13 protein-coding genes and 2 pseudogenes are annotated in these 20,262 nt (G+C 37.1%); 8 read left to right on the top strand and 7 right to left on the bottom strand.

Features of this window, described 5'->3' with window-relative positions:
* Positions 1 to 178 precede the first annotated feature (178 nt).
* Positions 179 to 2,086: an N-acetylmuramoyl-L-alanine amidase gene (locus tag STA7437_RS03060; RefSeq protein ID WP_015191902.1), complete on the top strand. Its 1,908-nt coding sequence runs from the start codon at positions 179 to 181 to the stop codon at positions 2,084 to 2,086.
* An 83-nt stretch (positions 2,087 to 2,169) separates the two neighbouring features.
* Positions 2,170 to 3,006 carry a glutamate racemase gene (murI, locus tag STA7437_RS03055; RefSeq protein ID WP_015191901.1) on the top strand — a complete coding sequence of 279 codons (837 nt, stop codon included), beginning with the start codon at positions 2,170 to 2,172 and terminating at the stop codon, positions 3,004 to 3,006.
* Positions 3,007 to 3,028: 22 nt separating this feature from the next.
* Here the strand turns inward: murI and STA7437_RS26435 are convergent, their stop codons facing one another.
* The gene (locus STA7437_RS26435; RefSeq protein WP_015191900.1) at positions 3,029 to 3,172 is read right to left on the bottom strand and encodes a hypothetical protein; all 144 of its coding nucleotides are present in this window, start codon (positions 3,170 to 3,172) and stop codon (positions 3,029 to 3,031) included.
* Between the two features lie 579 nt (positions 3,173 to 3,751).
* On the opposite strand from STA7437_RS26435, the gene sds reads away from it, so the two are divergent.
* The 3 genes from sds to STA7437_RS03040 all read left to right on the top strand — a co-directional run bounded on the left by sds (position 3,752) and on the right by STA7437_RS03040 (position 6,384).
* Positions 3,752 to 4,723: a solanesyl diphosphate synthase gene (gene sds, locus STA7437_RS03050; protein WP_015191899.1), complete on the top strand. Its 972-nt coding sequence runs from the start codon at positions 3,752 to 3,754 to the stop codon at positions 4,721 to 4,723.
* Positions 4,724 to 4,784: 61 nt separating this feature from the next.
* Positions 4,785 to 5,783 carry a UDP-glucose 4-epimerase GalE gene (gene galE, locus STA7437_RS03045; protein ID WP_015191898.1) on the top strand — a complete coding sequence of 333 codons (999 nt, stop codon included), beginning with the start codon at positions 4,785 to 4,787 and terminating at the stop codon, positions 5,781 to 5,783.
* Positions 5,784 to 5,928: 145 nt separating this feature from the next.
* Positions 5,929 to 6,384, top strand: a complete 456-nt coding sequence (locus STA7437_RS03040) for a hypothetical protein (RefSeq protein ID WP_015191897.1) — start codon at positions 5,929 to 5,931, stop codon at positions 6,382 to 6,384.
* A gap of 68 nt (positions 6,385 to 6,452) precedes the next feature.
* Here the strand turns inward: STA7437_RS03040 and STA7437_RS03035 are convergent.
* A pseudogene (locus tag STA7437_RS03035) lies at positions 6,453 to 7,733 on the bottom strand (RNA-guided endonuclease InsQ/TnpB family protein).
* A gap of 407 nt (positions 7,734 to 8,140) precedes the next feature.
* Here STA7437_RS03035 and STA7437_RS27640 point away from each other — a divergent pair.
* Positions 8,141 to 8,467 (top strand): HNH endonuclease, encoded by a 327-nt coding sequence (locus STA7437_RS27640; protein ID WP_041619110.1) that lies wholly within the window; start codon positions 8,141 to 8,143, stop codon positions 8,465 to 8,467.
* 167 nt (positions 8,468 to 8,634) lie between these two features.
* Here the strand turns inward: STA7437_RS27640 and STA7437_RS03025 are convergent, their stop codons facing one another.
* From STA7437_RS03025 to gap, 3 genes are all read right to left on the bottom strand, one after another.
* Complete coding sequence (locus STA7437_RS03025; protein WP_015191896.1) at positions 8,635 to 11,229, bottom strand: glycogen/starch/alpha-glucan phosphorylase; 2,595 nt, start codon at positions 11,227 to 11,229, stop codon at positions 8,635 to 8,637.
* Between the two features lie 321 nt (positions 11,230 to 11,550).
* Positions 11,551 to 12,843 carry a phosphopyruvate hydratase gene (gene eno, locus STA7437_RS03020; RefSeq protein ID WP_015191895.1) on the bottom strand — a complete coding sequence of 431 codons (1,293 nt, stop codon included), beginning with the start codon at positions 12,841 to 12,843 and terminating at the stop codon, positions 11,551 to 11,553.
* Between the two features lie 161 nt (positions 12,844 to 13,004).
* On the bottom strand, positions 13,005 to 14,042 hold the full coding sequence (gap, locus tag STA7437_RS03015) for a type I glyceraldehyde-3-phosphate dehydrogenase (protein WP_015191894.1): 1,038 nt from the start codon (positions 14,040 to 14,042) through the stop codon (positions 13,005 to 13,007).
* A gap of 252 nt (positions 14,043 to 14,294) precedes the next feature.
* Between gap and STA7437_RS03010 the strand changes: the two genes are divergently transcribed.
* Positions 14,295 to 15,218 carry a tetratricopeptide repeat protein gene (locus STA7437_RS03010; RefSeq protein WP_015191893.1) on the top strand — a complete coding sequence of 308 codons (924 nt, stop codon included), beginning with the start codon at positions 14,295 to 14,297 and terminating at the stop codon, positions 15,216 to 15,218.
* 104 nt (positions 15,219 to 15,322) lie between these two features.
* Here the strand turns inward: STA7437_RS03010 and STA7437_RS27635 are convergent.
* Positions 15,323 to 16,536 (bottom strand): annotated as a pseudogene (locus STA7437_RS27635) (anion transporter).
* A 348-nt stretch (positions 16,537 to 16,884) separates the two neighbouring features.
* Between STA7437_RS27635 and STA7437_RS03000 the strand changes: the two are divergent.
* A complete protein-coding gene (locus STA7437_RS03000) occupies positions 16,885 to 18,516 on the top strand; it encodes an alpha-D-glucose phosphate-specific phosphoglucomutase (protein ID WP_015191892.1) in 1,632 nt (543 codons plus the stop codon).
* Between the two features lie 146 nt (positions 18,517 to 18,662).
* Here the strand turns inward: STA7437_RS03000 and STA7437_RS02995 are convergent, their stop codons facing one another.
* Positions 18,663 to 20,255 carry a CPBP family intramembrane glutamic endopeptidase gene (locus STA7437_RS02995; RefSeq protein WP_015191891.1) on the bottom strand — a complete coding sequence of 531 codons (1,593 nt, stop codon included), beginning with the start codon at positions 20,253 to 20,255 and terminating at the stop codon, positions 18,663 to 18,665.
* Positions 20,256 to 20,262 lie beyond the last annotated feature (7 nt).

Here is a 20,262-nt window from a genome sequence, read left to right as displayed (position 1 = left end):
TCCTCTTGTGATTCGCCTAAGTGATTACCTTTATATTTCTTTGATAATCTTGAAACTTAAAACTTTATATTTACGTCCCTGTTGATCGAGATTAGAGAGCGGATATTATAGAGTTCTACGGGGTCAAAATTAAAACCATTTAGAGTCGGTTGCATACTTTCTGTGAGGAGCAAACATTGTGAGATTTCACTGGCTAGCACTGAGTTGTTTAAGTATTTTCCTCTTTTGTTCCCCCGCAAAAGCGGGAAAATTATTGTCTTGGGAATTTGAAGCAGACGAAAATCATTTAGTATTTATTACTGATGAAGCGATCCAACCAAAAGCACAGTTACTTGCTAATCCTAGTCGTTTAGTAATCGATCTTCCTTCAACTTCGCTAGGAAGTAAGACTGTTAAAGAAGAATATAGTGGAACAATCAGAAGTCTTCGTGTAGGACAATTTGATCAAAACACTACTCGTATTGTAATAGAATTAGCTCCTGGATATACTATCGACCCTCAAGAAGTTAAATTTCGGGGATTGTCTGCCACGCAATGGACAGTAGATTTTCCTAGTCCTAGAATTGAACCTTTGTCTAGGGTAAGTCGTTTATCAAGTCAAGGGCAGTCAATTGAGGTTCCTTCGGTTGCCCTAAGCACAATTCCTGCTTCTACCTCTTCAACTGCTACCAGAAGAGTTACCTCTGTAACGGATACATCTTCAACTGCTACCAGGCAAGTTACCTCTGTAACTGATTCTTCTTATGTAACAGCGACACGCAATGGATTTTTTATTGGTATTGATGGTAATAGAAACTATGATATTCAAAAAAGTCGCGACCGCGATGCAATTAATTTTGATTTAGAAGGTATCATTCTACCTCAAGATTTGAGCGATCAAGCAGTAGCAGTTAATCAATACGGAGTCAGCGCGATAGAATTTACTCAAACTTCAACTTCTCCTCCTCAAGCTAGAATTAGTCTGAAAGTAGGTGAAGATAGCTCAGATTGGCTAGCTACTTTTAGTCGAATTAGAGGTTTGATTATAGTACCTAGAGCCGGAGTTTCCTCCGCTATTGGTAGTAGTGAAAAAATTCCTACAACCTTATCTGTAGGAAAAACGACTATCGATGCCGTAGAACTTACTGATGGAGATAGTCAACTTTTAATTAGTGCCAATCAAAATGTTACAGCTAGAACTCAACAAACTAGCAATGGCATTTATGAGATTAGAATTGATAATGCCGAATTAGCAGAACCTTTTGATGGACCTTTATTACAAACTGATAGTCCTGTATCTGAACTGGTTGTTCGCCAAGAAAGTTCTGGTGTCGTAATTCTTGTTACTACCAGATTGGGAATTCGTTTAGGAGAAATAAATCAACCAGAAAATAACTTAGTCGCTCTACCTATTCAAAGAGGTTTAGCTCCTCCGCCACCTAATGATGCTCCTCTGTTTCCTCCCGAGCAAACTATTACTACTATCAATGTACCTCAGCCTGAACGAACAATAACTCCTACACTTCAAGCTCGTCCCTTACCTACTGCGCCAATTGCTCATGATAAACCACTAGTAGTTATTGATGCTGGACATGGAGGACAAGACCCAGGCACAATTGGAATTGGTAGTCTACAAGAAAAACATATTGTTTTACCTATTTCTCTAGAAGTTGCTGAAATTCTTAAAGAACAAGGAGTAGAAGTTAAACTCACTAGAGATAGCGATTATTTTGTTAGTCTCCAAGGCAGAACAGATTATGCTAACAAGATTAAAGCAGATTTATTTGTTAGTATTCATGCTAATGCGATCAACCTTAGTCGCCCCGATGTTAATGGATTAGAAACTTACTACTATGAAAATGGTCGTCGTTTGGCAGAAGTAATTCATTGGAGTATTTTAAATAGTGTTAATATTAGCGATCGCGGGATTCGCAGAGCTAGATTCTATGTGTTAAGACATTCTGCTATGCCTGCGGTTTTAGTAGAAGTCGGTTTTGTTACTGGCGCAATAGATGCTCCTCGTCTTCGTGACCCCAATCATCGCAGTCAAATGGCACAAGCGATCGCTAGAGGCATTATAGAGTATCTAAAACAAAACAAACTATAAGTAGATTTACTGTAGTTAATGAATGTTATATACTTTCCTTCAATTTTCACTCATCAACTTAATATTTTTTTTAATTACAATCGATGATAGAATCTTCAGGTCTACGTATTGGTTTGTTTGATAGTGGTGTCGGTGGTTTAACGGTTTTAAGAGAAATTTATCGGCAAATGCCACAAGAATCAATTCTTTATTTTGCTGATACAGCTAGACTTCCTTACGGTAATCGCTCACCAGAAGAAATTTTACAATTTGTCCGAGACATTCTCGATTGGATGTCAACTCAGGGCGTAAAAATGATCATTATGGCTTGTAATACTAGTTCTGCTCTTGCCCTGGAAATAGTAAGAGAAGAATACAATATACCTATCTTAGGTTTGATTTTACCTGGAGCTAGGGCTGCCGTTCAACAAGGAAAAAATATTGGTGTCATTGCGACTCTTGCTACGGCTGCTAGTAACGCTTATCGTCAAGCTATTCAAGAAATCGACCAAACAGCACAGGTATGGCAAGTAGGATGTCCAGAATTTGTGCCTCTAATTGAACAAAACCGTATTTATTCTTCTTATACCAGACAAGTAGCTCAAAGATATTTACAGCCTTTGTTACATAAACAAATTGATACTTTAGTCTACGGTTGTACTCATTATCGACATTTAGATGGAATTATTCGTTCTATCATTCCTAGCACAATTAACATAGTCGATCCTGCCGAACATATTGTAATTGCTGCGGAAAAAGAACTAGCTTTAATGGGATTAAAAAATAATCAGTTGCCTTTACCTACCCATTTTTGTGTAAGTGGTTCTCCTAAGCAATTTGCCCATTTGTCTCGGCAGTGGTTGGGTTACTATCCTAAAGTAGATAAGGTGTATTTAAAAGAGTCATCTTTATCACCGATGACCCTTAAACCATTGGAATAGTACTAATTTAGTAAATCATTATTTAATTATTAGCTTTTCCGACTTCTTTAGGAGAAGAGCGGTCACTTTTGAGTAGCAATTCGGCTAGCTTGAGTAAGCCATAAACACTCATAAGATAAAATGCAGCAAGGCAGGTAATCAGTACAGGGAGTTCTCCGTAATTCATGGGGCAAGACAACTGGTTGAAGCTATAGGGTTAACAATTCAAGGCAATCAAAAATAGGCACACAATTATAGGACATCAGTAACTTTGGCTATAATTTTAGTTACCGATGCCTAGACTAAGTAATTAGCTTGAAGCAATTACTATTTTTTTCTCACACCCGTTGTTGATTTTTTAATTCGTTTTAGACTTTTAAGTCTAGGAGTAAACCAGTTTGGTAACTGCAAAGCAGTGATTCTGATTGGTAAACAATTAGCCAAGAGAAACACTTACGAAAAATCTTCTTACGTACCACATACTAGCGAGTATTGATTTCGTAATCTTACTTGCTGCTTTTATCAGGTACTCAGAATTACTTACGTCTAGTTACCTTACTATTACTATTTTCTTAAAACTTCTATAATTAAAAGATAGCATAATAATTAAAAATATTAAACCAATCAAGTATAGTTATAACAATATTTTCCAATCTAAATCTCAAGCAAAAAAGAAAACAAAAGTTTGCTCTTAGCTGAGGTTATCTTAAAATAAGTACAGGATTATGTAAACTTTCTTAACTATATTGCCAAATTTGGCTCAGCAATGATATCAACAACTTCTTTATTTACTCCTGTTGATCCAGATCTTCGTATCTTGACAGATAACCTAAAAAAACTAATTGGTGCGCGTCACCCGATTTTGGGTGCAGCAGCAGAACATTTATTTTCCGCTGGAGGAAAACGAGTTAGACCAGCAGTTGTCTTGTTGGTTTCACGGGCAACCATGTTAGAACGAGAAATCACTCCTCGTCATCGTCGCCTAGCAGAAATCACGGAGATGATTCATACTGCTAGTTTGGTTCATGATGATGTAGTAGACGAAGCTGATTTGCGTCGTAATGTTCCTACAGTCAATAGTTTATTTGACAATCGAATTGCGGTTTTAGCTGGAGACTTTTTATTTGCTCAATCTTCTTGGTATTTAGCCAATCTTGATAATCTAGAAGTTGTCAAACTTCTCTCAGAAGTCATTAGAGATTTTGCCGAAGGAGAAATTTTACAGGGATTAAGTAGATACAATAGTGATTTATCAATAGAACAATACTTAGAAAAAAGTTATTATAAAACTGCTTCTTTAATTGCCAATAGTGCTAAAGCTGCTGGTTTGTTAAGTGAAGTTGCTTCTGAAGTAGCTGACTCTTTATACGATTATGGTCGTTATTTAGGTTTAGCCTTTCAAATAGTAGATGATATTTTCGATTTTACTGGTTCGACAGAAGTTTTAGGTAAACCAGTAGGTTCTGATTTAGCCAGTGGTCATATAACTGCTCCAGTTTTATATGCTCTTGAAGAAAAACCCTATCTAGAAACTTTAATTGAAAGAGAATTTAGTGAAGAAGGAGATTTAGAAAAAGCCTTAACTATTATTAAAGAAAGTAAAGGTATTGAACGTGCTAGACAATTAGCGACTGCTCATGCTCAGATGGCTTTGCAAAGTATAACTTGTCTAACTCCTTCGCCTTCTGCTCAAGCCTTGAAAGACCTTACCGATTATGTTCTTAGCCGTCTATACTAAGACTGACTAGATCGGTTTATTATTGATTGGTTAACTTCAAGCAATAGTTCAAGGAGTTTGGGTGTCACCTTATCAACCTACTATTTTAGTAACAGGCGGTGCGGGTTATATTGGTTCTCACGCAGCCTTAGCTCTTAAACAAGCTGGTTATGGCGTAGTTGTCCTTGACAATTTATCTTATGGACATCGGGAATTAATTGAGGAGGTAGTTAAAGTTGAATTAATTGTAGGCGATACAAGCGATCGCAATTTACTAGATCAACTGTTTGTTGCTCATAATATTGCTGCCGTAATGCACTTTGCAGCCTATATTGCGGTAGGAGAATCAGTTAAACAACCAGGTGACTATTATCGTAATAATGTTTCTAGTACTCTCAATTTACTAGAGGCAATGATTGCAGCAGGAGTCAATAAGTTTGTTTTTTCTTCTACTTGTGCAGTATACGGGATGCCTCAAGAAATTCCGATGACAGAACAACATCCCCACAATCCTTTAAGTCCCTATGCTGCAAGTAAGGATATGGTAGAGCGCATCTTAGCCGATTTTGATGAGGCTTATGGTTTGAAGTCGGTAGCTTTTCGCTATTTTAATGCTTCAGGAGCAGATCCAAGTGGTTGTTTAGGTGAAGATCATCAACCTGAAACCCACTTGATTCCCTTAGCTTTATTAACTGCTTTAGGAAAAAGGGAAAATCTTTATATTTTTGGCACAGATTATGATACACCTGATGGCACAGCCGTAAGAGATTATATTCACGTTAGTGATTTAGCGGATGCTCATGTTTTGGGACTGAAATATTTACTAGAAGGAGGAGAAAGCGAAGTATTTAATTTGGGTAATGGCAATGGTTTTTCAGTTAGGGAAGTAATTGAAACTGCTAAACAAATTACAGAACTAGATATCCCTGTCGTAGAAGCACAACGGCGTGCTGGAGATGCACCAATTTTGGTGGGAAGTAGTGATAAAGCGAGGCGTATCCTCGGTTGGAATCCTCAATATCCAGATTTACAACGTATTATTAAAGATGCATGGCAATGGCATCAACAACGCCATCGATAAAGTTTTTTTTGTTAATAGTTGAGACCTACGGTAGTGCGCTTCGCTTATGTTAATGGTTAATTATTCATCCTTCATAATTAGTAATTAGTAACTGATAACTGATAAGTGTACTGCACCAATTTAAAAATTGCTACATTTAGAGAATATGAATCTTACCAAGATTTATTACCATAAGTATTTATTAATTGGATTTATTTTTAGTATTCATTCTCTTTTGATTAGTTGTGAAGAAAATAAATATACTCAGTGTGAACAAATAATTACTCTTGCTAATAGTGTAGCTAGTGAAACGAAAAAAATTATTACTAATAAATCAGTAGAAAACAATGAAATAAAAAATTGGTTAAATGCTGCTGAAATAATGACAAAAGCAGCAGAAAAGATGGAGAGTTTGCCAATTAAAGACCCTCAACTTCTTCATTATTTAGGTGATTTCGTTAAAATTTATCGTACCAACTCTGAAGCAACTTACAGCATAGTTAAAGCAAGAGAAAGTAGAAATTTAGTAGCTGCTCAGGCTGCTCAGGCAGATGTTAAACTAGCTGGAGAATGGGAAAGAAAATTAAGTTCTGGAATTAATGATTATTGTCAAGTTAAGTAAGTCTTTTTAATTGACATCCTCCCACCGCTAAACGCTCGTTACCTCGCGAAGAGGGGGATTCCTAAGACTCACGACTTAGGTTTCTGTTTCCTTCCCTTACGGGGTTTTTGCAACTGCCTACGCGAGTTGCTCATGGGGGAAACCACGGGGCGTACAAGGACTCGAACTTGGTTCGAGTCACAGCCCCTCCCCAAGACCGCACTCGCTCCTTTAGAGCTATGTCTATCAGGTCTTACGTTCGCTCCACAGACTGTAACTGCGAGTCCCGCAGCCAAAATATTACGACTGGCGTTGATGTCTCGGTCGTGAGTAGTATTACATTCTGGACACTCCCACTCTCTAACATTCAACGGCAATTTATCGATTACAAAACCACAGTTTCCACATCGTTTACTCGACGGAAACCATCGGTCAATTTTTACCAGTTCTCGACCGTGCCACTGGCATTTGTATTCAAGTTGTCGAACCAATTCTCCCCAACCAGCATCAGAAATACTACGAGCGAGAGAACGATTCTTAACCATATTCCGCACAGCCAAATCCTCAACTGCTACTACTTGATTTTCGCGTACCAATTGAGTCGTCAGCTTGTGCAGAAAATCCTTTCTAGAATCAGCAATTTTAGCTTGAATTCTAGCTACAGCAATTCTTGCTTTTTCTCTATTTTTAGAGCCTTTTTGTCTTCGAGAAAGTGTCTTTTGCGCTGCTCTAAGTTTTTGATATTTATTATTGAAATGCTCGGGGTTAGTAATTTTTTTGCCATCGGAAGTAATGACCAAGCTGGTCTGACCAGCATCCAACCCAATATTTTTATTTGTTGGAGGGAGTGGCTTGACTGTTGGGTCGTCAACCAAGAACGAAATAAACCATCTACCCGAAGGTTCAAGCTTGACTGTGACAGTGGAAGGATTACAACCAGACGGCAGCAATCTAGACCAAACTATATTCAACGGTTCTTTGCACTTAGCAAGCCACAGTTTACCTTCCTTCCACTTGAAAGCAGATCGAGTAAATTCAGCATTACCTCCATTTCTTTTCTTCTTGAAATTGGGATACTTAGCTCGTTTTGCCCAGAAATTTTCAAACGCTTTGCTCAAATGGCGAAGTGTTTGCTGGAGAGGAACGCAACTAACTTCGTTGAGGAAAGAAAGTTCTTCTTCTTTTTTCCAAGCTGTCAGCATCGAAGAAGTTTCGCTATATCCAATCCTTTCTTGTCGCTGATACCATCATTCGGTTCTAGCAGCCAAAGCTTTGTTGTAAACCAACCGAACGCAGCCCATTGTTCGATGCAAGAGTTCTTCTTGTTCTGGCGTTGGGTAAAACCTATATTTATAGGCGCGTTCAGTCATGTACAATTTTTAATTTAACAACTTTCACATTTTAACACATTCAACCTGAAAATTGTGTACAAAATTAACTATTTGCAGTTTTTCGAGGCATCGAGGAGGGGCTGTCTTCAGAGACAAGCTACAATAGTTTTCAGCCTGGTGCGAACCGAAGTCGCACCTAAAGAGTGAGTCCCTAAGAAAGACTCCAACCTAGTAGCCAAGGTTGTACCTGCCCGAAGGGGCATCACTGGTAACAGAGGTGTCTCACAGCTAGAGAGTCAAGTGTCCCAAAATCTGTAATCCGTATACGGACTAGGGGCTAAGGTAAGATGCCCACGTCCAACAAAAGTGAACCTGTGATGAGGCTTCTTTAAACTAAATCTACCCAAGACGGATAATGAGTAGAAGATGAGAAAGATAATTCCTCTATGCTCAGATTCAGTTGGTTCAAAATTGATAGACACACTCTTGTAGTCAAAAGGTCTTCACCTGATGACCCAGAATTAAAAGAATACTGGGAAAACAGAAACAAGAAGAGAAACCTATCAGAAGCCGAAAAACTGAATAAAATCCAACAAAAAGTGGCTAAAAAACAGGAATATATATGCTCAATCTGTGGTGAATCAATATTTGACGATGAACCATTACATCTGCATCATATTATCCCAAGATGTAAGGGTGGAAAAGATGAGGCAAAAAACCTGGTCTGGCTACATCAATACTGCCATCATAAAGTACACTACCAGAAAGAGTGATATTGCTTGAGCCGAGTGCTTGGAAACTTGCACGCTCGGTTCTTAGGGAAGAAGGGAGCAGCAATGCTCCTGCCTTACCCGACACATTAATTCATAAAAAAATAGGGATATTGCTTCCAACACCCCTAAAGTAACTTTCAACGGAAAAATTGTTCGCTGCTGATTGTTTAAAAAATAGCCTTAATAGCGGATTTTTGTTGGCTATAAGCATCAAGATCGATGGAAACTGGTTTTAATTCCCAAATTTCGTCACAATATTCTTGAATAGTGCGGTCTGAAGAAAATTTACCCATTCGAGCAGAGTTTAAAATTGACATCCGCGTCCACTGATCTTGGTCTTGATAAGCTTTACTAACTTGGTCTTGACAATCTACATAAGCTTGATAGTCTGCCAAGAGCATATAAGGGTCATGATATAGCAGTGAATCGATGATTGGTTTAAACAGTTTGGTATCTCCGTGACTAAAATCTCCTCTGGAAATACGATTAATTACAGCCCTTAATTCCCGATTATTTTGGTAATAATCCATTGGTTCATAACCTTGGGCTTTCATTTCGTATACTTCTTCAGCCGTTAAACCAAATAAGAAGAAGTTTTCTGCTCCAGCTTCTTCGCGAATTTCTATATTTGCGCCGTCAAGAGTACCAATGGTTAATGCTCCATTCATGGCAAATTTCATATTGCCTGTACCAGAAGCTTCTTTACCAGCAGTAGAAATTTGTTCGGATAAGTCAGCAGCAGGATAGATTCTTTGTCCTAAAGAAACGTTGAAATTGGGTAAAAAGACGATTTTGAGGCGACCACGAACATCGGGATCGCGATTAACTACTTCGGCGACAGAATTAATCAATTTAATAATTAATTTTGCCATGAAGTAACCAGGTGCTGCTTTTCCACCAAAGATAAAGGTACGAGGAACAATCTGAATATTAGGATTGATTTTAATGCGATTGTAGAGAGTAATAATTTCCAGGACAGCTAGATGCTGACGTTTGTATTCGTGAATACGTTTGACTTGAACATCGAAAATTGAGTCAACATTAACTTCAATATTTCTAGTTTTCTTGATATAAGCAGCCAGATTTGCTTTATTTGCTCGTTTAATTTGACGCCAACGTCGACAAAATTCGGGATCGTCAAGAAATTTTTCAATTTCTCGCATTTGGTTTAAATTTTTGAGCCAGCCATCACCAATTTTTTCTGTTACCAGTTCCGATAATTTGGGATTACTGAGAAGAATCCAGCGACGAGGAGTTACTCCATTGGTTTTGTTGACAAATTTTTCTGGCCAAAGTCTAGCAAAAGTTTTGAGGGTATCTTTTTTGAGGAGTTCGGTATGAAGTGCTGCTACACCATTAATAGCGTGCGCGCCTACACAGGCTAAGTTTGCCATTCTGACCTGTTTTTCGTCTCCTTCTTCAATAATGGAGAGTGCGCTTAGTAAGTTTTCATCTTCAGGAAACCAAGTACGAACATCTTCTAGGAAACGATGATTAATTTCGTAGATAATTTCTAAATGTCTGGGTAAAAGTTTTTCAAACAGCTTTACAGACCATCTTTCTAAGGCTTCTGGCATCAAAGTGTGGTTGGTATAAGCTAGAGTTTTTTGGGTGATATCCCAAGCTTGATCCCAATCAATACCATGTTCATCAAGAAACAAGCGCATCAATTCAGCTACTGCGATCGCAGGATGGGTATCATTGAGTTGAATGGCTGCTCGTTCGTGGAAATTAGATAAATTGGGATGTAAGTGAAGATGAATCCGAATCAAGTCATGAAGAGAAGCAGCCACAAAGAAGTATTGTTGTGCTAGTCTTAATTCTCTGCCTTGGGGAGTGTTGTCATTGGGATAAAGGACCTTGGAAATTGTTTCCGAGCTAATTTTTTCCGCTACTGCCGAGTCATAATTACCAGCGTTAAAAGCTTCAAAGTTGAACGATTCACTAGCTTCTGCTTTCCAAAGACGGAGAGAATTAACTGTATTAGTTTGGTATCCAGGGACAGGAGTATCATAGGGGATCGCTCGGATAATGCGATCGGGAATCCAGTAGACTCGGTAGTTACCTTTGTCGTCGTGATAGCCTTCGGTGTGTCCGCCTAATTTGACTTCTACGGTATCTTCGGGACGAATGATTTCCCAAGGATTTTGATAAAGTAACCAATTATCAGGAATTTCTGCTTGCCAACCATCCCGTAAAGCTTGGTGAAAGATGCCAAATTCATAGCGAATTCCGTAACCTATGGCAGGCATTTCCAGACTAGCTAAAGAATCAAGAAAACAGGCTGCTAGTCTGCCTAAACCACCATTACCTAAACCTGGATCTGGTTCTTGTTCAATTAGTTCTTCTAAATTTAGACCAGATTCTGCAACTACCTGTTGCATTTTATCGTAGATACCTAGATTAACTAAGTTATTTTCTAGGTGACGACCCATCAAAAATTCTGCCGAAAGATAGGAAACAACTTTGACGTTTTCTTCGTAGTAAGTTCTGCCTGTTTTAACAAAGCGATGCAACAACCTATCTCTAACAGTGTAAGCTAAAGCTTCGTAATAATCTCTTAATGTCGCGTTGGATTCATCTTTGCCCAACAGATAAAATAAGTTATCCGAAAAAGCTCGTTTGAGGGTTTCTACACTCATCCCCGTGCGATCATCTTCAATCTTGATGTTAGTTTCTACGTTAAGATTGGTAGACTCTGGAATGGAGATGGTTTTTTCAACAGAGTGACCATCTTTATTATTGAAGAGATTCATTTCCATATTGCTCTCTAATTATTGTTTAAACTGGCTGATTAAGACCGCAACAATAGATTTTTGCCTCAGTCATTGAGATCCTGATTGAGTAAAATCAAAAGCTTTGTCCTAAAAGATAACCATCAGTATTGATTTGGAATTTAGCGGTAAAGAGGTTTAATCTTGCCAAAATCAATTAATGCTCTTATAGTTGAATCAACTTTTAATGATGTGTCAAGGTTAAATTGAAAATTAAGACAATTTCCCTACACCTAATAATCCTCTACTAAGTCTAAAGTCTCAAGTTTTTTTTCAAGACTCCAGACTTCATAAATTTGCTATTTTAGCTTAACATTTAGGACTTAAACTAATTTTTCCAGCATAAATAGCGCGATCGCCTAATTCTTCTTCAATTCGTAACAAACGATTATATTTAGCTACCCGTTCACTACGACATAAAGAACCTGTTTTGATCTGTCCAGCACGAGTTGCAACTGCTAAGTCTGCAATGGTAGTATCTTCAGTCTCACCAGAACGATGAGAGATCACGGAACGATAACCAGAACGAGTGGCTAGATCAATGGTGGCTAGGGTTTCGGTAAGAGTACCAATTTGATTGAGTTTAATTAAAATTGCATTACCAACTCCTGCGTCAATGCCTTTTTGAAGGCGGGTAGGATTGGTTACAAACAAGTCATCTCCTACTAACTGAATTCGAGAACCTAATTTGTCAGTCAGAGTTTTCCAATTACTCCAATCATCTTCGTGAAGTGCGTCTTCAATAGAAATAATTGGATACTGATTAACTAACTGTGCCAAATAATCAATAAATTCGTCAGGAGAATGAGCAGCACCATCATAAACATATTGACCATCTTGATAGAATTCACTGGCAGCTACATCCATTGCCAAAGCAATTTGTGAGCCTGGTTGATAACCTGCTTTTTCGATGGCAGTAATTAGTAATTCTAGGGCTTCTTGGTTAGAACCCAAATTAGGCGCGTAACCACCTTCATCTCCTACTCCAGAAAGTAAGTTTTTTTCTTTCAATACTTTACTCAGAGAGGCAAATACTTCTGCGCCCCAACGCAAAGCTTCTTTAAAAGAATCCGCACCCACAGGCATAATCATGAATTCTTGAAAATCGACGTTATTATCTGCGTGCGCCCCACCATTAATGACATTCATCATTGGTACGGGAAGAACATTAGATAAAGGTCCTCCTAAATAACGATAAAGAGGTATTTGTAATTCTTCGGCTGCTGCTTTTGCCGTTGCTAAAGAAACCGCTAAAATCGCATTTGCTCCCAAATACTTTTTATTTGATGAACCATCGCGGTCAATCATTTTATGATCGATCGTAGCTTGGTCAAAAGCATCCAAATCGATTAATTCAGGAGTAATTTTTTCCTCAATATTTCTGACTGCTTTGAGTACACCTTTACCACCATAACGATGATTATCTTCATCTCTCAATTCATGGGCTTCAAAAGAGCCTGTTGATGCACCACTAGGAACTTGAGCCAGTCCAGTTGCTCCACTAACTAAACGTACCTCTGCTTCTACAGTAGGACGACCACGGGAATCTAAAATTTCTCTTGCAGCGATCGCCTCAATGATGGCTTCTGAGTTGTTGAGCATCGGTTCTCCTTAATGTTATTTTAATAATTCACGCGATCGAATAAGATACCACTTTTTCAGTTATCAGTGACCAGTCATCAGTGCAATGGCTCATCAGTAAGTTTTGAGTATTGAGAAAACTTGATACCCAAAACTATTTACTTGACTGATAATTTGAACAACTAAGCGGTTACTGCCATTTCAGCTTCTTGGTTTGCCATTGATAAAATTAAATCCAGCATTCGACAAGAGTAACCCCATTCGTTGTCATACCAAGCAACAACTTTGAAGAAGTTGGAATTAAGCTCAATTCCTGCGCCGGCATCAAAAATACTAGAATGGGGATCGCTGGTAAAATCGGTTGAAACCACAGGCTCTTCGGTATAACCTAAAATTCCTTTCATTTCTCCTTCGGCTGCTTGTTTCATCGCAGCACAAATTTCCTGATAACTGGTAGCTTTTTCGGTACGGAAGGTTAAATCGACAGCAGAAACGTCTGGTGTTGGTACGCGAAATGCCATGCCTGTTAATTTGCCTTTGAGTTCTGGTAAAACTAAAGTTACTGCTTTTGCTGCACCAGTAGAAGCAGGGATAATATTTTGGGCTGCACTTCGTCCTCCTCGAAAATCTTTTTTACTAGGACCATCAACAGTGGGTTGAGTAGCCGTCATGGCGTGAACTGTAGTCATTAACCCTTCTGCTAAACCAAAGTTATCATTAATTACTTTGGCAATCGGAGCTAGACAGTTTGTAGTACAACTAGCATTAGAAACAATTGTATCTTTACTTGGATCAAAGGTTTGATGATTCACCCCTACTAATAAGGTTTTCACTCTTTCAGGATCTTTCGTGGGAGCAGAAATCACTACTCTTTTTGCACCTGCGGTTAGGTGTTTGGAAGCTGTCTCGTGGGTAGTAAATAAACCCGTAGACTCGACTACATATTCTACTCCATACTTACTCCAAGGTAATTCTTCTGGATTTCTGATCGAAACACAGGGTATAAACTTGCCATTGACGACAATGCCATCGGATTGACTTTCAACAGTACCAGCAAAACGTCCATGAGTGGAATCGTATTTGAGGAGATAGGCTATATTTTCTGGCGGTACTAAGTCATTGATACAACAAAATTCAATATTAGGATTGTTTAATCCAGCACGAAAGACTAATCTTCCAATGCGACCAAAACCATTAATAGCCACTTTGACTTTTGCCATGAGTCTAACTCCTTAAATCTTTTATCTCTTGATGCAAGTGGGACTAAATCTGCTCTTATTTATTTATCTCGCTTTCTTTGAAGAGGGGGTTTATCTTTATTAAATCTGCAAATTCTCTCTTTTTAAAGACGCTTAAGCTTAAAAAAAAATTAATTACCTGATTTGAGTTTGCAAGTTTGACAATCTGTCTGTTGAATTATTGCCGAAAATTTGGCAGCAATAAAGTGTGAAATCAACTTTGGTTTTTTTTTAATGGCTTATTTTTGTCGTCTATTCTGGCTTTTGGTCTTATTTATAATATTTTTCGGACAACAACCTACTTTTGCTGCATCAGATGATGTTGTTCGTTATCATGCTTCAGATTTTTTTAATTATGGTTTAGAAAATGTACGTCAACAGAATTATCAAGAAGCTCTTAGCAATTTTACTAAGGTGATTAATCTCAATAGTTACTTAGTTCATGCTGCTTATAGCAATCGTTGTTTAGTTAATCTTCAACTAAATAATTATGATGCTGCTAAATCTGATTGTGCGATCGCTTTGCAAAGAAATCCTGATAATTTAGAAGCTTTACTGAATTTGGGTTTAATTTATGTTCAATTGAAGGATTATTCGGCAGCTATTGCTCAATATCAACAAATAATTAACCGTAATGACCATGATTATCGAGCTTATTATAATCGAGGATTAGCTTATTTTGCCATGCAAGATTATCAACAAGCTGTTGCTGATTATAGTCAAGCTTTAACTTCTCCCAATTTAACTACTAATGCAGATCGAATTTTGATTACGAGCGATCGCGGTTTGGCTTATTTAATGTTAGCTGATTATGACAAAGCCAGAGCAGATTTTAATCAAACTATTAACCTCGATCCTCTCAATGAGTGGGCTTATTTTAATCGTGCGTGTTGTCATCATCGACAAGGAAATTATTGGGCAGCGATCAAGGATTTTACTCAAGTTTTACAATTTAATCCTGCTCAAACTCAAGTTTATGTCAATCGAAGCTGGTTGTATCATCTATTAGGTTTAGAACAGGCTGCGTTTAAAGATTTAAATACAGCTTTACAACAGTATCAAGCACAAGAAGATTTTCAAGCTTATCAACGAACTATTACTCTTAAAGAAAAACTAAAACAAATTATTTCTCAATCAACCTTGAGTCAATGGGGGTAATTTCAGTTACCAGTTACCAGTAGGGGCAATTCATGAATTGCCAGTACATCGGTTATTAGTTACTAATTACTAATTATGAGGGATGAACAATTAACAATGAACATTTATCGGTTAGATAAGACAATACCTAGATAAACGTAGCTAACTGTTAAGGTAATAATGGTTAAAGGAATACCAAAACGAAGATGTTCATTAAAAGTGAATTTATAACCTAATTGATTAGCTAATTCTGCCACAATTAAATTAGCAACTGAACCAAATAAAGTTAGATTGCCTGCTAAGGTAGAACCAGCAGCTAAAAGTAACCAAGCATGAATATCATTTTTTTCTATCAGAGGCTGTAATAATAATACAGCAGGAACATTAGATATTACATTAGACAGCAAAGTTACTGTGCTTAAAATGCCCCAATAAGTATTAGTAAAAGGCTCAAAAATTCCTAATAAATTTAAATTTTGAACAGCTTTAGTAATAATAAATAAACCAGAAAACATAACTAACAAATTCCAATCAATTTGTCTTAAAATTTTCTCTGCTTTAATTCTACGAGTAATTAATAATAAAGCTGCTGCCACTAAAGCAGATTCTCCTAAAGGAAATCCTAAAGCAAAAGCTAATAATAAACCAACGGTAATTAAAACGGGTTTTTCAATAAACCAGGTAAAATTATAGAGCGAATAATTGTAATTGGTTTTAAGCTTTGAAGTGACCTCAATTCTGGATCAAATAACCAAATCAAACCGATTTGTATTATTATGCCAGTAAAAGCGATCGGAGCTAGAAATTTAGCAAAATCTACATAGCCAATTTCAGAAAAATAACCAATTATAATATTTTGAGGATTGCCACTAATTGTTGCTAACGAACCAAGATTAGTTGCAGCAGCAAGAGCTAATAAATAAGGAATAGGATTAAGTTGTAAACCTCTAGTTAAATCTAAAACTAATGGAGTAAAAACTAACGCAACAGTATCGTTAAGAAAAAACGCGGAAAAAGTTCCACTACTCAAAGTTAAAATTATTAATAACCCAAAAGGACTACGAGCAAATTTAGCAAAATAAACTAAAGCTAGATAGAAAAAACCTGAATAAGCTAAATAAGCATTAACGATCATCATGCTCATTGAAAATAAAATAGTATTAGCATCGATCGCTTGCCAAGCAGTTTCTAAATCAATTACTTGTAATAACATTAATAAAGCTGAACCTACTAAAGAGATCGTGGCTCGGTTCATTCGTAAACCTGGAAGATTACCTAATGCCAATCCTAAATAAGTGATGGCTAATAATAAATATCTTAGTAGTTGCAAAAAATCCATCAATTTTGTTGATCTTAATAAGCAAATGATTAAGCAAAAAACAATCACAATTTAATCTGCTTGATTTAAGATAATAACTTTTAATAACTAAAAATATTCAAATGGGATTACATTGTCAGTAAAAATTTCCCAGACTCAAAATATTTAGTATCCTAATATACCCAAAACAGTTGCTCACCCTCAGCAAATCTTACAAATTACTGATGGGAACAGGAACGTTTTTCTGTACAATCGATTTATTAAAACTTCTTTAATTCCTAAATTCAATACTCTCAATTCCTTAAAAAGACGAAGGAACGTCGGAGTAAAGAAAAGGAACTTGTAGTCACAAATTTGTCTTTATTATTCATGAACATCCGTACTGTATCGACTACTCCCTTTCCAGATCAAAAACCAGGTACATCAGGACTGCGTAAATCAGTTACAGTTTTTCAACAACCTCATTATCTAGAAAATTTTGTTCAATCAATTTTTGATGCTTTAGAAGGTTATCAGGATCAAACTTTAGTCTTAGGAGGTGATGGTCGCTACTACAATCGTCAAGCAATCCAAACTATTCTCAAAATGGCAGCAGCTAACGGCGTAGGACGGATGTTAGTTGGTCGGGGTGGAATTCTTTCTACTCCTGCTGCTTCGGCAGTAATTCGTCAATATCAGGCATTTGGGGGAATTATTCTGTCTGCAAGTCACAACCCAGGTGGCCCTGATGGTGATTTTGGCATTAAATACAATATTACTAATGGTGGTCCTGCCCCAGAAAAAGTTACCGAAGCAATTTACGACCGCTCAAAAGTTATTAACAGTTATAAAATACTTGATGTAGCTGATATCAATCTCGATAAATTAGCGGTTCTGCGTATAGGAGACATGACAGTAGAAGTCATCGATCCTGTTGAACCTTACGCCCGTTTGATGGAGTCTTTATTCGATTTTGCCAAGATTCGTCAGTTATTACAAAGTGGTTTTCGGATGTGCATGGACTCTCTTCACGCGGTAACAGGTCCCTATGCAGTCAACATCTTTGAACAACGGTTAGGCGCACCGAAAGGAACTGTTCAAAATGGTGTTCCGCTAGAAGATTTTGGTGGCGGACATCCCGATCCTAATTTAGTTTATGCCCATGATTTAGTAGAAGTTCTCTATGGCGATAATGCACCCGATTTTGGGGCAGCTTCTGATGGTGATGGCGATCGCAATATGATCTTGGGACGCAAATTTTTCGTTACTCCTAGTGACAGTCTGGCAATTTTGACCGCCAATGCCCATCTAGTACCTGGTTATAAAAATGGTATCGCAGGAGTAGCGCGATCAATGCCTACTAGTGAAGCAGTTGATCGAGTTGCAGAAAAACTAGGCATAGAATGTTATGAAACCCCTACTGGTTGGAAATTCTTCGGTAATTTGTTAGACGCAGGCAAAGCTACTCTTTGTGGAGAAGAAAGTTTTGGCACTGGTTCTAATCATGTCCGTGAAAAAGATGGATTGTGGGCAGTTTTATTCTGGCTTAATATCCTAGCAGTAAAAGGTGAATCTGTAGAACAAATTGTGCGCGACCACTGGAAAACCTACGGACGCAATTTCTATTCTCGTCACGACTATGAAGAAGTTGATTCTCAACGTGCTAATGAATTGATGACAAGATTACGTAATTCCTTTAATGAACTTCAAGGTAAACAATTCGGTAATTATCAAGTAAAGTACGCTGATGATTTTAGTTACACTGATCCCGTTGATAGTAGTGTCAGTAAAAATCAAGGTATTCGCATTGGTTTTACTGATGGTTCTCGGATCGTTTTTCGTCTTTCTGGAACAGGAACTAAAGGTGCAACTTTAAGAGTGTATTTAGAAAGTTATGAACCAGATGCCAGCAAACATGATATCGAAACTCAAACAGCACTTAAAGATTTAATTAATATAGCCGAAGAAATTGCTCAAATTCGTAAGTTTACTGAACGAGAAACCCCGACAGTGATTACTTAATTAATAATCTTGAATTTAGGTGGGAAAAACCCACCTTCTTAATTTTAATAATTGGAATTTAAGCCATAAAATTGTATATTTTACACTGGTAACTGGTAACTGGTAACTGGTAACTGGTAACTGGTAACTGGTAACTGGTAACTGATTTAAATCCCACTTCCTAACACAAATAAACTTAATAAAGTTCCACTATTCCAAAGACTATGAAGAAAAATCGGAGCTAATAAGTTACGCGATCGCGTATAAACTATTCCTAAAATAATTCCCAAAGTTGCTAAAGGTAATACTTCCGATAAACTAAGATGGGCGACAGCAAAGATAAACCCACTAATAATAATTGCTCCCCAAACTGGTACATAACGAGTTAAAGAAGGTAATAAGAAACCTCGAAACATTACTTCTTCAAATAACGGGGCAGCAATAGAAGCAGTAATAAAAAATATAGCTAAAGCTACTCGGTCTTGTGCTTGTAAAGCCAGAAATAATAAAGGATTACTTCCTCCTTGTCCGTGCCAAATTTGTTGATTAATTAAAGAGACTAATAATACTGAAGGCAGCGCAATCAAATAACCGCCGAATCCCCAAACAAACCAATTACTGAACAACTTAAATTTAAACCAATCTTTGCTTAACGGTAAAAAAGATTTAATTGACAAATATAAAACACCAATTCCACTCAAAGCCATTAAAACATAGCTGACAAAAACGTATAAAGCCTTAAACCTTAAACTACCATTAGCAGGACTAATACCCGATAAACCTAACAGAATTGGTAAAACAAACTGACCAATAAAGAAAAAGCCCACAATTAAAACTTGCCAAGTTATTTCCCAATTCCAAGGAGTTTCCCAGCCAATCTTACTATTAGTAGCTAAAATAGATTTTTCTTGTTTTAAACCAAGTTGAATTAGTAAAAAAATTAATAAAATAATTCCACCAAGTCCGCCTAAAACAGGTATACCACTGATTAAAGCCAACTTAAAAATTGCTTGACTTGCTTGTTGTTGTTCTTGCTGTTGTAGTTGAGCTAACTCTTCCTGAAAATCTTCAATTTGGTAAAGTTTTTCTAAAGCTTTATAACGAAACCAACTATCTAAATTGCTAGTAATAAAAGTCTCAGCATTAGGAAGAACATGAGTATATTGATCCCACAAATTTCTTAAAACCTTAGCTGTTTCCGAATAAGGACTATTTTCATTATCTTTTCTAGCAATTAAATTATCCCAAATTGATAAAGCTTGTTTTTGTTCATTTTGAACAGCTTTTAAAATTCCTATTTTTAAAGCTAATTCATCAATAAAACTCTCAATTTTGGCGCTATTTTGTTGTAATTGTTGTTTTCTCAAATCAAGACTAGCGACTGTTTGATTTTTAAGCGTAACTGAAGAATCTTCTGGATTTGGTTGAGTTTCTTGAACTAATAATTTTGCTAATTGCTCTTGAAAATTTTTCAGACTGACTTCAGCTTCTTCTTTAGCTTTTTGATATTGTTTTTCTGCTGCCGAATAAGGACTTTCACCAATTAAAGAATCGATTGTTTTAGTTAAATTAGCATTAGGAGGAATAGATTCATCAAGCAACTCTGCTTTAAATTCTGAAACATGAAGTACTAAATTGCTTTGGTATAGTTCTAGACGACTTTGAATCTGAGGCTGAGATAAACTATCACCCAAAGAAAACACCACTCTAGCCAAAGCCAAAATTGTCAAAAAAGCTAAAATCAATCGCTTGATAGTCATCTATCCT

The sequence above is a fragment of the Stanieria cyanosphaera PCC 7437 genome (assembly GCF_000317575.1).
Taxonomy (GTDB): Bacteria; Cyanobacteriota; Cyanobacteriia; order Cyanobacteriales; family Xenococcaceae; genus Stanieria; species Stanieria cyanosphaera.
This window is presented reverse-complemented; position numbering and strand designations above follow the sequence as displayed.